Origin of the sequence: Micromonospora sp. NPDC005254, assembly GCF_042872525.1 — a bacterium.
In the GTDB taxonomy this organism is placed as follows: domain Bacteria; phylum Actinomycetota; class Actinomycetes; order Mycobacteriales; family Micromonosporaceae; genus Micromonospora.
Genome location: NZ_JBIAKM010000003.1, coordinates 168666 through 183896 on the forward strand (window position 1 = coordinate 168666; position 15231 = coordinate 183896).

Below are 15231 nucleotides of genomic sequence, written 5' to 3' on the forward strand. Positions count from 1 at the left end.
CCGACCGGCCCGCCCCACCCGGGACAAGGATGGATCATGACGACGAGCAACCCGATCACCACTTCGTTCGCCCATGACTCCACGGCCATGGACGTGATCCGGGGCGTGGACCTCGTCGGCCGGCGGGCGGTCGTCACCGGCGGATCGTCCGGCATCGGCGTGGAGACCGCCCGTGCCCTGGCCAGCGCCGGCGCGGAGGTCACCCTGGCCGTCCGCAACCCCGACGCCGGCCAGAAGGCCGCCGACGACATCACCGGCGCCACCGGCAACGACCGCGTCCAGATCGCCCCGCTCGACCTCGCCGACCAGGATTCGATCGCCGACTTCGTGGCCAACTGGGACGGCCCGCTGCACATCCTGGTCAACAACGCCGGCATCATGGCCGCGCCCCTGAGCCGCACCCCGCAGGGCTGGGAGATGCAGTTCGCCACCAACCACCTCGGGCACTTCGCGCTCGCCACCGGGCTGCGCCCGGCGCTCGCCGCCGCCGACGGGGCCCGGATCGTCTCGGTCAGCTCCGCCGCCCACCTGCGCTCGCCGGTGGTCTTCGACGACATCCAGTACGACCGCCGCGAGTACGAGCCGTGGCAGGCGTACGGGCAGTCGAAGACGGCGAACGTGCTCTTCGCCGTGGAGGCGACCCGCCGCTGGGCCGACGACGGTATCTTCACCAACTCGCTGATGCCCGGCGCGATCCGCACCAACCTCCAGCGCTACGTCAGCGAGGAGGAGCTGAACCGGTTGCGCGCGGGCAACGCGGTGGCGTGGAAGACCGTCGAACAGGGTGCCGCCACGTCGGTGCTGGTGGCCGCGTCGCCACTGCTCGACGGCGTGGGTGGGCGCTACTTCGAGGACTGCCAGCAGGCAGCCCCCGCCCGGCCCGGCGGGCGCACGGGCGTCGCGGAGTACGCGCTGGACCCGGAGGCCGCCGAGCGGCTCTGGCAGGTCTCGACCGCGCTGCTCAAGAGTTGAGCGACGCGAACGAAAGGGCGCCCCGGTCGACGACCGGGGCGCCCTTTCGGCGTTGGCGTGGGATCAGGCCAGGCCCAGCTCCGACTCGAAGTTGCCGGCCTCCAGCCGCTCCTTGACCGCGGTCAGGAAGCGCGCCGCGTCGGCGCCGTCGATCAGCCGGTGGTCGTAGGACATGGCCAGGTAGACCATCGACCGGACCGCGACGACCTCGCCCAGCTCCGGGTCGTTGACCACGACCGGCCGCTTGACCACGGCACCCGTGCCGAGCATCGCCGACTGCGGCGACGGCACGATCGGGGTGTCGAAGAGCGCGCCCCGGCTGCCCGTGTTGGTCAGCGTGAAGGTCGCCCCGGCCAGCTCGTCCGGGCTGACCTTGTTGGTCCGGGTCCGCTCGGCCAGGTCCGCGACCCGCTTGGCGATGCCGCCCAGGTTGAGGTCGCCGGCGTTGTGGATGACCGGCGTCAGCAGGCCCCGCTCGGTGTCCACCGCGATGCCGAGGTGCTCCGCCTCCGGGTAGGTGATCGTGCCACCTTCAAGGTCCATCCGGGCGTTGACGATCGGGTACGTCTGGAGCGCCTCGACGGCGGCGAGGGCGAAGAACGGCAGGAAGGACAGCTTCACGCCGTGCCGCTGCACGAAGGAGTCCTTCGCCTGTGCCCGCAGCTTGGCGACCCGGGTGACGTCCACCTCGACCACCGTGGTGAGCTGCGCCATCTCGTGCAGCGACTCGTGCAACCGCTTGGCGATGGCCTTGCGGATCCGGGGGAGCTTCTCCGTGGTGCCCCGCTTACCGCTCGGCTGCGGCTTCGCGGCCGGCGCGGTGGCGGCCGGCGCGGTGGCGGCCGGCTGTGCCGCCGGAGCCGGCGCGGCCTTGGCGGCCTTCGCCTTCTCGGCCGCGTCGAGGACGTCCTGCTTGCGGATCCGGCCACCCACGCCGGTGCCGTTGAGCGAGCCCAGGTCGACGCCGTGCTCGCTGGCCAGCTTGCGGACCAGCGGGGTGACGTACCCGGCGGTCTCCTCGCCGCCACCCGGCGCCGGGGCGGACGGGCGCTGCGGCGCGGCGGTCGGCCCGGACGGCTGAGCCGCCTGCTCGGCCTGCGCTGGCTGCGCCGAGGTCTCCGCCTCGGCGGCCGGCTCGTTGTACGACATGCCCGGGGTGGGCTCCTCGACCTTCGGCTCCGGCTTCGGCTCGGCCTTCGGCGCCGGCGCGGCCTCCGCCTTCGGCTCGGGCTTCGGCTCGGGCTTGGTCTGAGCGGGGGCCCCACCGGCGACGCCGATGATCGCCAGGTCGGCGCCGACGTCGGCGGTCTCGTCCTCGGCGACCTTGATCTCCAGCACCGTGCCGGCGACCGGCGACGGGATCTCCGTGTCCACCTTGTCGGTGGAGACCTCCAGCAGCGGCTCGTCCACCTCGATGGTGTCGCCGACCTGCTTGAGCCAGCGGGTGACCGTACCCTCGGTGACGCTCTCACCCAGGGCCGGCATCTTCACCGCGGTGCCCTCGCCCGACGGCGCGGCGGCCGGAGCCGGCGTCTCGGCCGGGGTTTGGTCCTGCGTCACCTCGTCGGCGGTGCCCTCGGCGGCGGCCGTCGGCTCGGCGGCCGGCTCCGCCGACTCGGCCGGGGCCTGCTCCTGACCGGCGGCCTCGCCGCCACCGGTCGACTCGCCCTCACCGGCGATGACGGCCAGCTCGCTACCGACCTCGGCGGTCTCGTCCTCGCCGACCACGATCCGGCTCAGCACGCCCGCCGCGGGCGACGGGATCTCGGTGTCGACCTTGTCGGTCGAGACCTCGAGCAGGGGCTCGTCGACCTCGACCGTGTCGCCCTCCTGCTTGAGCCAGCGCGTGACGGTGCCCTCGGTGACGCTCTCGCCGAGCCGGGGCATGGTGACCGATACCGGCATGTTCTCCAGACTCCTTCATTCCCCTTGGGGGATCTTCGCCCGTCGCCGGACGCCGCGGTTTGGGTGATCAGGCGTGCGCGTGCAGCGGCTTGCCGGCGAGAGCCAGGTGCGCCTCGCCCAGGGCCTCGTTCTGGGTCGGGTGGGCGTGCACGAGCTGGGCGACCTCGGCCGGGTAGGCCTCCCAGTTGTAGATGAGCTGCGCCTCACCGATCAGCTCACCCACCCGCGCGCCGACCATGTGGACGCCGACGACCGGGCCGTCCTCGACCCGGACCAGCTTCACGAAGCCGGTGGTCTTGAGGATCTGGCTCTTGCCGTTGCCGCCGAGCGAGTAGTTGTACGCCTGGACCTTGTCGGCCCCGTACTGCTCCTTGGCCTTCGCCTCGGTCAGGCCCACCGACGCCAGCTCCGGGTCGCAGTAGGTGACCCGCGGGATGCCGACCTCGTCGATGACGGCCGGGGTCTGCCCGGCGATCTCCTCGGCGACGAAGATGCCCTGCTGGAAGCCCCGGTGCGCGAGCTGGAGGCCCGGCACGATGTCGCCGACGGCGTAGACGTTCGGCACGCTGGTGCGCAGCCGCTCGTCGGTCAGCACGTAGCCGCGGTCCATTGTGACGCCCTGCTCCTCGTACCCGAGGTTGGCGGTGTTCGGGCCGCGACCGACGGCGACCAGCAGCAGCTCCGCCTCGACGGTCTCGCCGCCGGAGATGGTCAGCTTGACGCCGTTCTCGGTCTTCTCGACCTTCTCGAACGGCTTGCCGACCTTGAAGTTGATCTTCCGCTTGCGGAACGCCCGCTCCAAAGCCTTGGACGACTCCTCGTCCTCGGCGGCCACCAGCCGAGGCAGCGCCTCGACGATCGTCACGTCCGCGCCGAAGGACTTCCACACACTGGCGAACTCGACGCCGATCACACCGCCGCCGAGGACGATCACCGACGAGGGGACCCGGTCCAGGGTCAGCGCGTGGTCGCTCGTGATGATCCGCTCGCCGTCGACCTCCAGGCCGGGCAGGCTCTTGGCGTACGAGCCGGAGGCCAGGACGATGTTGCGGCCGGTGTAGCGCTTGCCGTCCACCTCGACCACGTTCTTGCCGACCAGCTTTCCGGCGCCGGCCACGAAGGTGATGTTCTTCGAGCCGCCCACCAGGCCCTGCAGACCCTTGTACAGCCGGGAGATCACGCCGTCCTTGTACGAGTTGACGCCGGCCATGTCGACGCCGACCAGCTCGGCCTTCACACCGAACTGCTCCGACTCGCGGGTCTGGTCGGCGATCTCCGCCGCGTGCAGCAGCGCCTTGGTCGGGATGCAGCCGTTGTGCAGGCAGGTCCCGCCGAGCTTGCCCTTTTCGATCAGCGCGACGGACAGGTCCAGCTGGGCGGCGCGCAGCGCCGCCGCGTAGCCGCCGCTGCCACCTCCGAGGATGACGATGTCGAAGGTCGCTTCGTTCGGCTCGCTCACGTCCAACTCCCAGGTCGCGTCACTGCATCGGGGGTCACGGAGGGGTAACACGGACACACCCCACCTCGGTCATCTTGTCACCACCGGGCACAGGGTGCGTAGTGAGGTGCCCAACGACACGTCATCGACACGTACCCTTGGCACCGTTGTCGATGACATGACGTGGGGGAGCGGTTCGGTGGGGTTGTTCCGGCGCCGGAAGCAGGCGCGTGTGCTGAGCCACGACCGCGCGGCCGATCCCGGCGATCTGGACCATCTCGCGAACTTCATCCGCAGCCGGCGCGGCGTCGAGGCGTTCATCGAGCCCCGGACGACGGTCACCCAGACCACAGTCATCCTGATCGCCGACGACGGGGAGTGGACGCGCCGCCGCATCGACGGCCCGGACGGCGCGCGGCGCTTCGCGTACCGGATGGGCATCCCGGTGTACGACGTCCGGCTGATGGGCTACCCGCAGCGGATGCGCGACTTCAACGAGCGCCGCAAGCGCCGACCCGACCAGTACTGAAATGCCGAGGGGCCCCGCAAGGGGCCCCTCGGCATTACGTCCGTCAGCCGTTGGCGGCGACGTCCTCGACCAGCTGGACGAGCGTGCGGACCGGCACGCCGGTGCCGCCCTTGGTCCAGTAGCCGGTCGGCTCGCCCGAGTGGTAGCCCGGCCCGGCGATGTCGATGTGCGCCCACGCCACGTCGTCGGCCACGAACTCGCGCAGGAACACGCCGCCCTGCAGCATGTGCCCGGCCCGGTCCATCCCGGCGTTGACCTGCGAGATGTCCGCCACGTCGGAGTCCATGCCCTTGCGCACGTCGTCCGGCAGCGGCATCGGCCAGGCCGGCTCGCCGACCGCGTCGCCGACCGTCCGGACCCGCTCGCACAGCTCGGGGGTGCCCATCACGCCGGCCACCCGCTTGCCCAGCGCGATCACCTGACCGCCGGTCAGGGTGGAGGTCTCGAACAGGTAGTCGGTGCCGTCGGCGCACGCGCGGGCGATGGCGTCGGCCAGGACCATGCGGCCCTCGGCGTCGGTGTTGAGCACCTCCACCTTCTTGCCGCTGAACATGCTGATCACGTCGCCCGGCCGGTAGCTGGTGCCCGACGGCATGTTCTCGGCCATCGGCAGGTACGCGCTGACCGCCACCGCCGGCTTCAGCGCCGCGATCGCCAGCATGGCCGCGCCCACCGCGGCGGCGCCCGCCATGTCGGACTTCATCTCCCACATGCCCTGCGCCGGCTTGATCGAGATGCCACCGGTGTCGAAGGTGATGCCCTTGCCGACCAGCGCGACCCGCTTGCCGTTGCCGCCGTCCTGCGGCGTGTAGGTGAGCTTCACCAGTCGCGGCGGGGCCTCCGAGCCCTGCCCGACCGCGATGATGCCGCCGTACCCGCCCGCGGCCAGCGCCGCCTCGTCCAGCACCTCGACGCCGAGGCCCGCGTCGCGGGCGGCGGCGGCCACGGCGTCGGCGAACGACGGGGGCCGCAGCTCGTTCGGGGCGGTGTTCACCCAGTCCCGGCTGAGCCGGACCGCGCCGGCGACTGCCTGCGCCCGGGTGATCTCCGCCTGGGCGGCCGGCTCAGCGGCGTCCGGAACGGCGATCAGCACGTCGGCCACCGGCTCCCGCCGGGTCGGCTGCGGACGGGTCTTGTAGCCGGCGAACCGGTACCCGCCGAGCAGCGCGCCCTCGGCGACCGCGCGCAGCGCGGCCGGCGCGTCCGCGTCGTCGGGCAGCGGCATGCTCAGCGCCACCTTCGGCGCACCCGCCAGGGCCCGGACCGCCGCGCCGGCGCCGCGGCGCAGCGTCTCCGGTGCCGGGGCGGCGCCCGTCGGCTCCGGGCCGAGCCCGACCGCGACGACCAGCGGGGCGGTGACGGTGCCCAGCGTGGCCAGCTTGATGACCTCACCCGCCCCACCGGTCGCGCCGAGCAGCGCGAGGGTCTCGGTCAGCTTGCCGTCGAAGGCGACGGCGATGCTCTCCGCGCCGCTGGCGAGCAGCAGGTTGCCGGCGAGGCCGCTGGTGGCGCCCTGCTCTCCGGTCTGGCTGTGCACGCCGATCACGATCGCGTCGACGGCGAGCTCGGCCGGGTCGGTGTCGACCAGGCTCAGGTTGGTGGTGCGGGGTGATGTCACTGAAGCTACTCCGGGCGGGCCGGGCCGGTCGCGGCGTCGCGTACCAGCGGTGAAGGTCTCCGGCGGAACCTACCCGCCGGACGTCAGGGCTGTCCCGTCGATCACACCAACGGGGTCCCGCCGATGCTAACCAGCGGCGTTACCCCCGGTAAGTTGCCACCCATGACCGACGTGACCTCCGACGCCGCCGCGACCCGGCTGCGTCGTTCCCCGCTGCACGAGCGGCACACCGCCGCCGGCGCCAAGTTCGCCCCCTTCGGGGGCTGGGAGATGCCGCTGGAGTACGCCGGCGGCGGGGTGCTCAAGGAGCACGCCGCGGTGCGTACGGCGGTGGGGGTCTTCGACGTGTCGCACCTGGGCAAGGTTCGGGTGGCCGGCCCCGGCGCGGCCGACTTCGTCAACTCCTGCCTCAGCAACGACCTGCGCCGCATCGGGCCCGGCCGAGCGCAGTACACGCTGTGCTGCGACGACGCCACCGGCGGCGTGGTGGACGACATCATCGCCTACCTGTACGCCGAGGACCACGTCTTCCTCATCCCGAACGCCGCGAACACCGCCGAGGTGGTGCGCCGACTGCGCGCCGCCGCCCCGGAGCGGATCACCATCACCGACGAGCACGAGGCGTACGCGGTGCTGGCCGTGCAGGGCCCCCGCTCGGGCGAACTGCTCGCCGCTCTCGACCTGCCCACCGAGCACGGCTACATGAGCTTCGACGCCGCCAGCTTCACCGACAGCCTCGCCGAGGTGGAACTGACCGTCTGCCGTACCGGCTACACCGGCGAGCTGGGCTACGAGCTGGTCGTGCCGGCGGAGCACGCGGTGACCGTGTGGGACGCGCTGTTCGCCGCCGGCAAGGCGTTCGAGCTGCGCGCCTGCGGGCTGGCCGCCCGGGACACGCTGCGCACCGAGATGGGCTACCCGCTGCACGGGCAGGACCTCTCGCTGGACATCACCCCGGTGCAGGCCCGCTCGGGCTGGGCGGTCGGGTGGGACAAGCCGGCCTTCTGGGGTCGCGACGCGCTGCTCGCCGAGAAGGCCGCCGGCCCCCGACGTACGCTCCGCGGCCTGGTGGCCGTCGACCGCGCCATCCCGCGCCCCGGCATGACCCTGCACGTGGGCGACAAGCAGGTCGGCACGGTGACCAGCGGCACCTTCAGCCCGACCCGCAAGCAGGGCATCGCCCTGGCCCTGCTGGACACGGACGCCAACCTGGCCGACGGCGACGAGGTGCAGGTCGACATCCGAGGCCGCCAAGCCCCCCTGCGCCTCCAGAAACCCCCCTTCGTAACCCCCTCAACCCACTAACCCCAACCCACCCCCTCCCCACCCCGCCGCCCCGGGCCCCGACCTGGTTGATCATGAAGTTATTGCCACGACACGCCGATGCCGGTGGCAATAACTTCATGATCAACGCGGATGGGGTGGGGAGCCGGAGGGGGTGGGGGAGCCGGAGGGGGTGGGGTTAGGGGGTTGGGGTGGTGGGGGGTTCGCCGGAGTCCAGGACTGCCTGGGTCCAGCCGCCTTCGATGACTCCGGTCGCGTTCAGGACGGCCCAGTCGACGACGTCGGTCGCCTCCACCACCACGGGGGTGCCGATGCGCACGCTCTCGTCGGTGTTGGCGTCGCTGGCGCTGACGCCGACGATCCGCTCCGGGGTCTCCCACGAGGTGACGCCCGCCCAGACGTACTCCGGGCCGTCGTCGCCCGGCAGGCCGTACTTGACGACCAGCTGCGACTCGGCCGGTAACTGGCCGGCGACGAAGCGGGCCCGCGCGTCGCCCAGGGCGGCCCGGGCGGTGGCGACCGCGTGGCTCATCGCGTCACCGGAACGGGCGTAGCGTACGTCCGGCTGGATGCCGGAGAACAACGTCGCGCAGGCGGCTGCGTAGTAGCGCCCGTCCGGGCCGGGATGCCCGGCCGGCGGACGCAGGCTCAGGAACGAGTCGGCCTCCGGGTCGGTCGCCGGGTCCAGCTCCAGGCGCAGCAGCACCGGGGCCGTCGCGCCATGCTGCTCCGGGTTGCCGTACGCCACCGCGATGTCGTGCCCGGTCACCGTGGCCAGCACCGGCAGCTGCACGAACGCGGGCACCTCCTCGCCGGTGAGCCCGTCGGTCCAGTCCCGCAGCAGCCGCCGGGCCGCCCCGGTCATCACCGCGCCCCAGGCGCGGGTCAGATGGTCGGGCACCCCCTGGGTCTGCAACTCCAGCAGACCGAAGCGCCGCAGCCCCTTCGTGGTGAACCACAGCCCCTCGGTGTCCGAGGAGTACGGCACCAGCACCCAGTCGATCAGCCGGATCCGGCCCTGCTCGTCGGGGAGTGAGCGCAGCGCGGTCGCCGGGTCGAGGAACTGGAGGCCGAAGACGTCCACCACGTCGCCGTCGACGGACTCCGCCACCGCCGCCGCCACCGCCCGGGCCGCCCACTCGTGCGCGGGCGGCCAGCCCGGCCGGTACTCCGCCTGCACCACGACCAGGTGTGTCGCCGCGGCCAGCCGGGCCAGCTGCGCCTCGGTGGCGCCGAACGCGGTGAGCAGATCCGGCGGGAGCGCGGGGAACTCGGCGATCGGCCGGGTGTCCACGCTCATCAGCGGGCTGTCCAGCATCTGGCGGGCGAGCCCGTGCACCGGCTCGGCCAGTCGGCCGGTCAGCGCCGCCACCGCCGTCTTCGCGCTGACCTTCGGCAGCCCCGCCATCGGCACCAGGTAGGTCGCGCTGAGCGACTCCGGCACCGGTACGGGCAGGAAGTCGTCCGTGATGAGCATGTGGGTTCCCCCGGTGGCCGTGCCGGTGCTGTCGAGCCGAACGCTACCCGGCCGGCCGCGCCGGCTTCAGGCGGACAGCACCACACCGAGGTAGACCAGCGTGGTGACCACCTCGACGGTCGCGCCGAGCACGTCGCCGGTGATCCCGCCGAGCCGGCGTACCACGTGGGCCAGCAGCGCGACCGCGACGGCGAGCGCGGCGACGACGGCGAGCGGCCCCTGCCACGGGTGGCCCGGCACCGCGGGCACCGCCAGCAGCACGACGGCGACCGCGCCGACGGCCAGCGCCACCGGGCCGACGGTTCCCGCCACCAGGGCCCCCAGCCCGTCCGGCCGGGCCGCGGGCACGCCCCGTCGGCACGCCACCGTCACACCCAGCCGCCCGGCCGCGGTGGCCGCCACCACCGCCGCGACACACGCCGGCCAGGACCGGCCGGCCAGGTCGGCGAGCGCCGCGGCCTGCACCAGGAGTACGACCACCAGCGCGACCACACCGAACGGTCCGACGTCCGGCTTCTTCATGATCTCCAGGGCGGCAGTCCCCCGCCGGTACGACCCGAGCGCGTCCACGGTGTCGGCCAGCCCGTCCAGGTGCAGCCCTCGGGTGAGCAGGGCGGCGGCGCCCACCGTCACGCCGGCGGCCACCAGCGGGGGAGCGAGCAGGCCGGTCAGCAGCAGGACGCCGCCCAGCAGTACGCCGAGCAGCGCGCCGACGGCCGGGGCGAGCGCCATCGCGGTACCCGCCACCGGGCGGTCGATCCGGCCGGCGCGTACCGGCAACGTGCTGAAGGTGGTGACCGCCAGCCGGGCTCCCGCGACGAGCCGCGACTCAGCCGGCACGCCAGCCCGACGCCGGCTGCTCGTCCGCCCCCGTGCGGGTGGGCCCCGGCCCGGCCGGCTCCGGCTCGGCGAACTCCGGGTCGGTGTAGTCGGGCCCGGTGTACGCCGGCTCGGCGTCGTCGGGCTCGGCGTCGTCGGGCTCCGGGTCGGCCTGCGGCTCGTCGGCCCGGTCCGCGTCGGCGTCGCCCGCCAGCGACGGGTGCACCGGCAGCGCGGCGGCCAGTGCCAGCACCGAGCGCAGCAGCGGCAGCGCGACCAGGGCGTTGGCGCCCTCGCCGAGGTCCAGCCGCAGGTCGAGCAGGGGCGTGAGGCCGAGCACGTCGGCGGCCAGCCGCACCGCGGGGTGCTGGCCGTGGTCGGCCAGCAGGCACCAGTGCCGCGCCTGCCCGGCCAGGTCACGGCTGACCATCCCGGCGGCCAGCCCGACCGGCCCGTCCAGCAGCACCGGCACCCGGCGGGCGGTGGCGCCCAGCAGCACGCCGGTGGCCACCGCCACATCGCCGCCACCCAGCTCGGACAGCACGTCCTTCGCGCCGCGCGGCGAGCGGCGGGTGCGGTGCAGCGCGTCGCGCACCGCCGCGCAGCGGACCATCCAGGCCGCGTCGTCGATCTCACCGGAATCGGTGATCACCCGGCCCAGCACCGCCGGTGGTTCCGCGCCGGCCGTGGCCGCCAGCACCGCCGCCGCGGCCGCCTCGGTGCCGGCGCCGCACGCCCCCAGGACCAGCAGTTGTACGCCCGCGTCGGCGGCCTGCTCGGCCAGCCGCCAGCCGTAGCGCAGTGCCGACTCGACCTGCTCGCCGGTGAGCGCCGGCTGGGTCTCCATCGGCGCGGAGGCGGGGGTGTCCACCACCTGCAGGCTCGCGCCGCTCTCGGCGGCCAGCCGGGCCAGCGCCCCCCGCCCGGCGCGGGCCTGTGCGGCCCGACGCGCCGACTCGCCCGCGACGGCGCCGGCCGACGCGCCACCGGCGTGGTCGCCGTTGAGCAGCAGCACCCGCACCGAACCCCAGGCGGCCGGCGTCGACGTGCCCTGGGTGGCGGCGGCGAAGCCGACCACCCGGTCCAGCACGCCCAGCCCGGCACCGGGTACGTCCAACGTGGCCAGCCGGTCCACCGCCTGCGGACCGGCGTAGTCGTCGGGCATCGGCAGCTCCATGCCCGGCTGGATGACCAGCCCGGTGGCCACCATCGGCAGCGCCATGGTCGGCGCGGCCCAGGGGTTGCCGGGCTCCTGGTTCGGGGCGACCGGCGGGGTGTGGGTCAGCACGTCGGGCAGCTGGACCTCGGGGGTGGGCTCGGCGTCGAGCAGGCTCGTGCCGGCCTGGAATGCGCCGGTCTGGCTCGCGGCCGGCGACACAGGGCTCGCCGACGCGCTCACGGTCGCGGCGGCGGCGGCAGCAGCAACGGCGGTGGTGGGTGCCGGCTTCAGCCAGGCCGGTTGGCCCGCGACCACCAGCACCACTGCGTCGCAGGCATCGGCGACCGCGCGGTTGGCCGCGCCGAGCGCGTCGGTGAACGCCCGGCCCAGCGGGGTGGTCGGCACCAGCGACAGCCCCACCTCGGGGCTCACCAGCACCACCCGCGCCGCGCAGGTGCGGATCGCCTCGGCCAGCTCGGCGATCGTCGCCACGTCGTCGGCGGGCTGGTACTCCGGGTCGAGCAGCACGGTCACCCAGCCGCCCAGGTCGTCCACGAGAAGCGTCTCGTTGGGCTCGGCGGATTCGAGCACGTCCGCCAGCCGACGCGGCTCTCCGGCGGTCTCCTCGGTGGTCCAGCTGCCCGGTCGGCGGGCGCGGTGCGTCGCCAGCCGGGTCGCCCACTCGGTGTCCTCCGGGTCGCCCTCCGGCGCGGTGGCGATGTAGCGAACCACCGGCGCGTCGGCGACCAGGGACTCGGCGAACTCGGACTTGCCGGACCGGATACCGCCGAGCACCAGGACCGTGTTCCACCCGTCAACGGACATGTCCGTACCTTAGTTCTCATGCCCCGGGTCTGGGCACGTCGCCCCAGCCCTGCCGACGATCGAAAGTCCGTTCCGCGTCCATTGCAGGCAAGCGTCCGCTTCCCTCCTGCGCCGTCCGCAGCGCCCCCGCGAGCGCCGGCAATCTTGGACAGTTTCCGTCAGCTCGGAACGGAAAGTGTCCAAGATCTAGCCCGCCCCGGTGTCCGGGGGCGAGGAGCGTGGCGCAGCGTTGTGGGTGGTCAGCCGCAGTGTTCGAACCCGCTGCCGTAGCTGACCCCGCCGGTGGCGCCGCCCCACTTCACGCACGCGCCAGCGGCGGAGGCCCGCACCGGGCCCGCGTAGTAGTCGAACGAGCCGCTGTCGGTGCTGCGGGCCCGTCCCTGCACCTCCAGATACGCCGACGCCGCCGTCCTGGCCCCGACCGCGGTGTCCTTGAGGGTGACCACGCAGTTGTTGCCGTTGCCCGAGTGGTAGAGCAGGTAGACGCGACCCTGACGACGGCCGCCACCGTCGGTCAGCGTCGCCGAGTCGATCACCTGATAGCCGCTGCCGCACGCCTGCGCCGCCGCGTACGGGTTGGGCCGGCCCGCCGGGCTGCCACTGGACGTCGGTCTGCCGCTGGCCGCCCCGGTCGGCGTGGTCCCCGGTGCCGCGCTGCGGGTGACCGGGCTGCCGCTGGCGGGCGTACCCGATCGGTCGCCGCCGGTCGGTGTGGCGGTCGCGGTCCGGTCGGCGCTCGGCGTGCCACTGGCCCGGGGTCCCGGGGTGGTGGTATCCGCGGTCGGCAGCGCGACGCCGGTGCCCGACGTCGACTCACCCGTCAGCGCCGCCGGACCGGTCGTCCTGCCCGGCCCGGCGTCCGGCCGCAGCGCCGCCACGGCACCGCCGACGAGCGCGATCAGAATGATCGCGCCCACCCCGACCAGCAGCGGCCCGCGTCGCCGGCTTGACGACGTCGGCAACGGATCCTCGCGGGTCGGCCCGGTCTCGGTTGGCCGGATCTGGACCATCCCGGCCCGGAAGGCCGGTGGCAGGGCCGGATCCGTGGTCGGGACCGGCGGCGTCGGCGCGCGGGTCGGCACGGGCGGCGTGGGACTCGAAACGGGCGGAACCGGCGGCGCGACGGGCGGCGGGGTGGTGGCGCCCACCACGGGCGGGGCGGGTGCGGCCACCGCCCACGGAGGGCGGGCGGAGGGCGGGATGCTGGCCAGGGTCGCGTCGCGGGCATCAGCGGCGGCAGCGGCCAGCTCAGCGGCGCTGGCGTACCGGTCCGCGGGCCGCTTGGCCATCGCCCGCGCGACCACCGCCGCCACCGCGGGCGGCGTGTCCGGCGGCAGCGGGGCCGGCTCGTCCTGGGCGTGCCGCAACGCCACCGCGAGCGGGTTGTCGCCTTCGAACGGTGGCTGCCCGGCCAGGCAGAAGTACGCCACCGCCCCGAGGGCGTAGATGTCCGTGGCGGCGGCGACCGGCTGGCCGGTGGCCTGCTCGGGAGACATGTACGCGGCGGTGCCGAGCACCATGTTCGCGGCGGTCAGCCCGGCCATGCTGCGGGACCGGGCGATGCCGAAGTCGACGAGCACCACCCGACCGTCCGCCTTGACCAGCAGGTTGCCGGGCTTCACGTCCCGGTGCACGATGCCGGCGAGATGGGCGGTGTGCAGGGCGTCGGCGGCCTGCGCCAGCACCGACATGGTGGTGGCCGCGTCCAGTCGACCCGCCGTGCGTACCCGGACCGACAACGGCTCGCCCTCGACGTACTCCATCACCAGGTAGTCGACCCGGCTGCCGTCGGCGAGCGCGGCCTGCCCGACGTCGTGCACCGCGACCACGCCGGGGTGCCGCAACGCCGCGAGCATCCGCGCCTCGGCGCGGAAGCGGGCGGTGAACTCCGGATCGGCGACCAGCGACGGCAGCAGTACCTTCACCGCCACCTCGCGCTCCAACAGCACGTCGGTGCCCCGCCAGACCGCGCCCATCCCGCCCGTCGCCACCCGCTCGCCCAGCCGGTACCGGTCGCCGAGCAGCACTCCCCGTGTCAGCACCGAGCCACCGTACCGGCCCGCACCGACGGGGGTTGATCAACCCGTGGGTTGCCGCGGGGGGCGAGCGAGCGGCCGTTGCGCGCCGGGCCGACTACGCTGGCGGGGGTTCGTCCCACGGGGACTTCAGCGGCGAGGGGAGACGCGGCATGGCGTGGAGCTGGCGGTACGAGGGCACGGACGGTCAGACGGTGGAGGGCCCGGCGGAGTCGTTCGGCAGCCAGGCCGACGCCGAATCCTGGATCGGTCAGACCTGGCGTGAGCTCGCGGCGTCCGGCGTCACCTCGGTCGCGCTCGTCGAGGACGACCGGGTGGAGTACCGGATGAGCCTGCTGCCCACGGCCGAGTGATGGCCTACGACCGGCCGGGCGCCGACGGGCTGGTGCTCGGCGTGCCCAAGGCGGCGTTCCGGCCCAGCCCGGTCTTCCTCGGCCTGGTCGCGCTCTTCGCGGTCAGCGGGGTGCTGGCCTGGAACGGCTACGGCAGCGTCCGCTTCGACGTTTTCGTGTTCGTGGTGTCCGGCTGGCTGGTGTCGCTCTGCCTGCACGAGTACGCCCACGCCGTGGTGGCCTACCGCGCGGGCGACCGGGACATCGCCCACCGCGGTTACCTGACGCTCAACCCGTTCAAGTACACCCACCCCCTGCTGTCGATCGTGCTGCCGGTGGTGGTGGTGCTGCTCGGCGGCATCGGCCTGCCCGGCGGCGCGGTGTGGGTGGACCGGCACGCCATCGGGGGGCGACTGCGGCACACCCTGGTCAGCCTCGCCGGCCCGGCGACCAACGTGCTGTTCACGTTGCTGCTCGTGCTGGCGGTGCGACTCGGCACGTCCTCGGGTGGCCCGGTGGAGTTCTGGGCCGGGGTGGCGCTGCTGGCGTTCCTCCAGCTCACCGCGAGCGTGCTCAACCTGCTGCCGGTGCCCGGCCTGGACGGCGGCAACATGATCCAGCCGTGGCTCAATCCGCAGTGGCGCAGGATGTACGACCTGTTCGCCCCGTACGGCTTTCTTCTGCTCTTCGCGCTGCTGTGGAACCCGCGAATCGGCGGCTGGTTCTTCGACGCGGTCTTCGCCGTGGGTGACCTGCTCGGCCTGCCGTCGTGGCTGTACGCCGCCGGCCTGGACCTGATCCGGTTCTGGCGGAGCTGAGTCGAGCTGAGTTGTCCGG

The 15231-nt window shown here is 73.7% G+C and carries 11 protein-coding genes and 1 pseudogene; 5 read left to right on the top strand and 7 right to left on the bottom strand.

The window, feature by feature from the left end; translation table 11 throughout:
- Nucleotides 1-36: 36 nt before the first annotated feature.
- Nucleotides 37-972, top strand: coding sequence for an SDR family NAD(P)-dependent oxidoreductase (locus tag ACFYPR_RS10485; RefSeq protein WP_387259547.1), 936 nt, complete (start codon nt 37-39; stop codon nt 970-972).
- Between the two features lie 63 nt (nt 973-1035).
- On the opposite strand, the gene sucB is transcribed toward ACFYPR_RS10485, so the two are convergent.
- Both sucB and lpdA read right to left on the bottom strand, forming a co-directional pair.
- A complete protein-coding gene (gene sucB, locus ACFYPR_RS10490; RefSeq protein ID WP_387259550.1) occupies nt 1036-2877 on the bottom strand; it encodes a 2-oxoglutarate dehydrogenase, E2 component, dihydrolipoamide succinyltransferase in 1842 nt (613 codons plus the stop codon).
- Nucleotides 2878-2944: 67 nt separating this feature from the next.
- On the bottom strand, nt 2945-4336 hold the full coding sequence (gene lpdA, locus ACFYPR_RS10495) for a dihydrolipoyl dehydrogenase (RefSeq protein ID WP_355134977.1): 1392 nt from the start codon (nt 4334-4336) through the stop codon (nt 2945-2947).
- 178 nt (nt 4337-4514) lie between these two features.
- Here lpdA and ACFYPR_RS10500 point away from each other — a divergent pair, with 178 nt between their 5' ends.
- Nucleotides 4515-4844 carry a hypothetical protein gene (locus tag ACFYPR_RS10500; protein ID WP_354859740.1) on the top strand — a complete coding sequence of 110 codons (330 nt, stop codon included), beginning with the start codon at nt 4515-4517 and terminating at the stop codon, nt 4842-4844.
- A gap of 43 nt (nt 4845-4887) precedes the next feature.
- Here the strand turns inward: ACFYPR_RS10500 and ACFYPR_RS10505 are convergent, their stop codons facing one another.
- Nucleotides 4888-6462 (bottom strand): leucyl aminopeptidase, encoded by a 1575-nt coding sequence (locus ACFYPR_RS10505; protein ID WP_387259553.1) that lies wholly within the window; start codon nt 6460-6462, stop codon nt 4888-4890.
- A gap of 162 nt (nt 6463-6624) precedes the next feature.
- Between ACFYPR_RS10505 and gcvT the strand changes: the two genes are divergently transcribed.
- Nucleotides 6625-7767 (top strand): glycine cleavage system aminomethyltransferase GcvT, encoded by a 1143-nt coding sequence (gene gcvT, locus ACFYPR_RS10510; RefSeq protein WP_354859746.1) that lies wholly within the window; start codon nt 6625-6627, stop codon nt 7765-7767.
- A 157-nt stretch (nt 7768-7924) separates the two neighbouring features.
- On the opposite strand, the gene ACFYPR_RS10515 is transcribed toward gcvT, so the two are convergent.
- The 4 genes and pseudogenes from ACFYPR_RS10515 to ACFYPR_RS10530 all read right to left on the bottom strand — a co-directional run.
- Nucleotides 7925-9223, bottom strand: coding sequence for a DUF2314 domain-containing protein (locus ACFYPR_RS10515; RefSeq protein ID WP_387180128.1), 1299 nt, complete (start codon nt 9221-9223; stop codon nt 7925-7927).
- Nucleotides 9224-9289: 66 nt separating this feature from the next.
- The gene (locus tag ACFYPR_RS10520) at nt 9290-10063 is read right to left on the bottom strand and encodes an adenosylcobinamide-GDP ribazoletransferase (protein WP_363938906.1); all 774 of its coding nucleotides are present in this window, start codon (nt 10061-10063) and stop codon (nt 9290-9292) included.
- Complete coding sequence (locus ACFYPR_RS10525) at nt 10053-12026, bottom strand: bifunctional adenosylcobinamide kinase/adenosylcobinamide-phosphate guanylyltransferase (protein ID WP_387259555.1); 1974 nt, start codon at nt 12024-12026, stop codon at nt 10053-10055. The genes ACFYPR_RS10520 and ACFYPR_RS10525 overlap by 11 nt, the downstream gene beginning before the upstream one ends.
- Before the next feature lie 578 nt (nt 12027-12604).
- A pseudogene (locus ACFYPR_RS10530) lies at nt 12605-14068 on the bottom strand (protein kinase); the annotation flags it as partial.
- Between the two features lie 146 nt (nt 14069-14214).
- On the opposite strand from ACFYPR_RS10530, the gene ACFYPR_RS10535 reads away from it, so the two are divergent.
- Nucleotides 14215-14415, top strand: a complete 201-nt coding sequence (locus ACFYPR_RS10535) for a hypothetical protein (protein ID WP_030337978.1) — start codon at nt 14215-14217, stop codon at nt 14413-14415.
- Complete coding sequence (locus ACFYPR_RS10540) at nt 14415-15212, top strand: site-2 protease family protein (protein ID WP_354859758.1); 798 nt, start codon at nt 14415-14417, stop codon at nt 15210-15212. The genes ACFYPR_RS10535 and ACFYPR_RS10540 overlap by 1 nt, the downstream gene beginning before the upstream one ends.
- Nucleotides 15213-15231 lie beyond the last annotated feature (19 nt).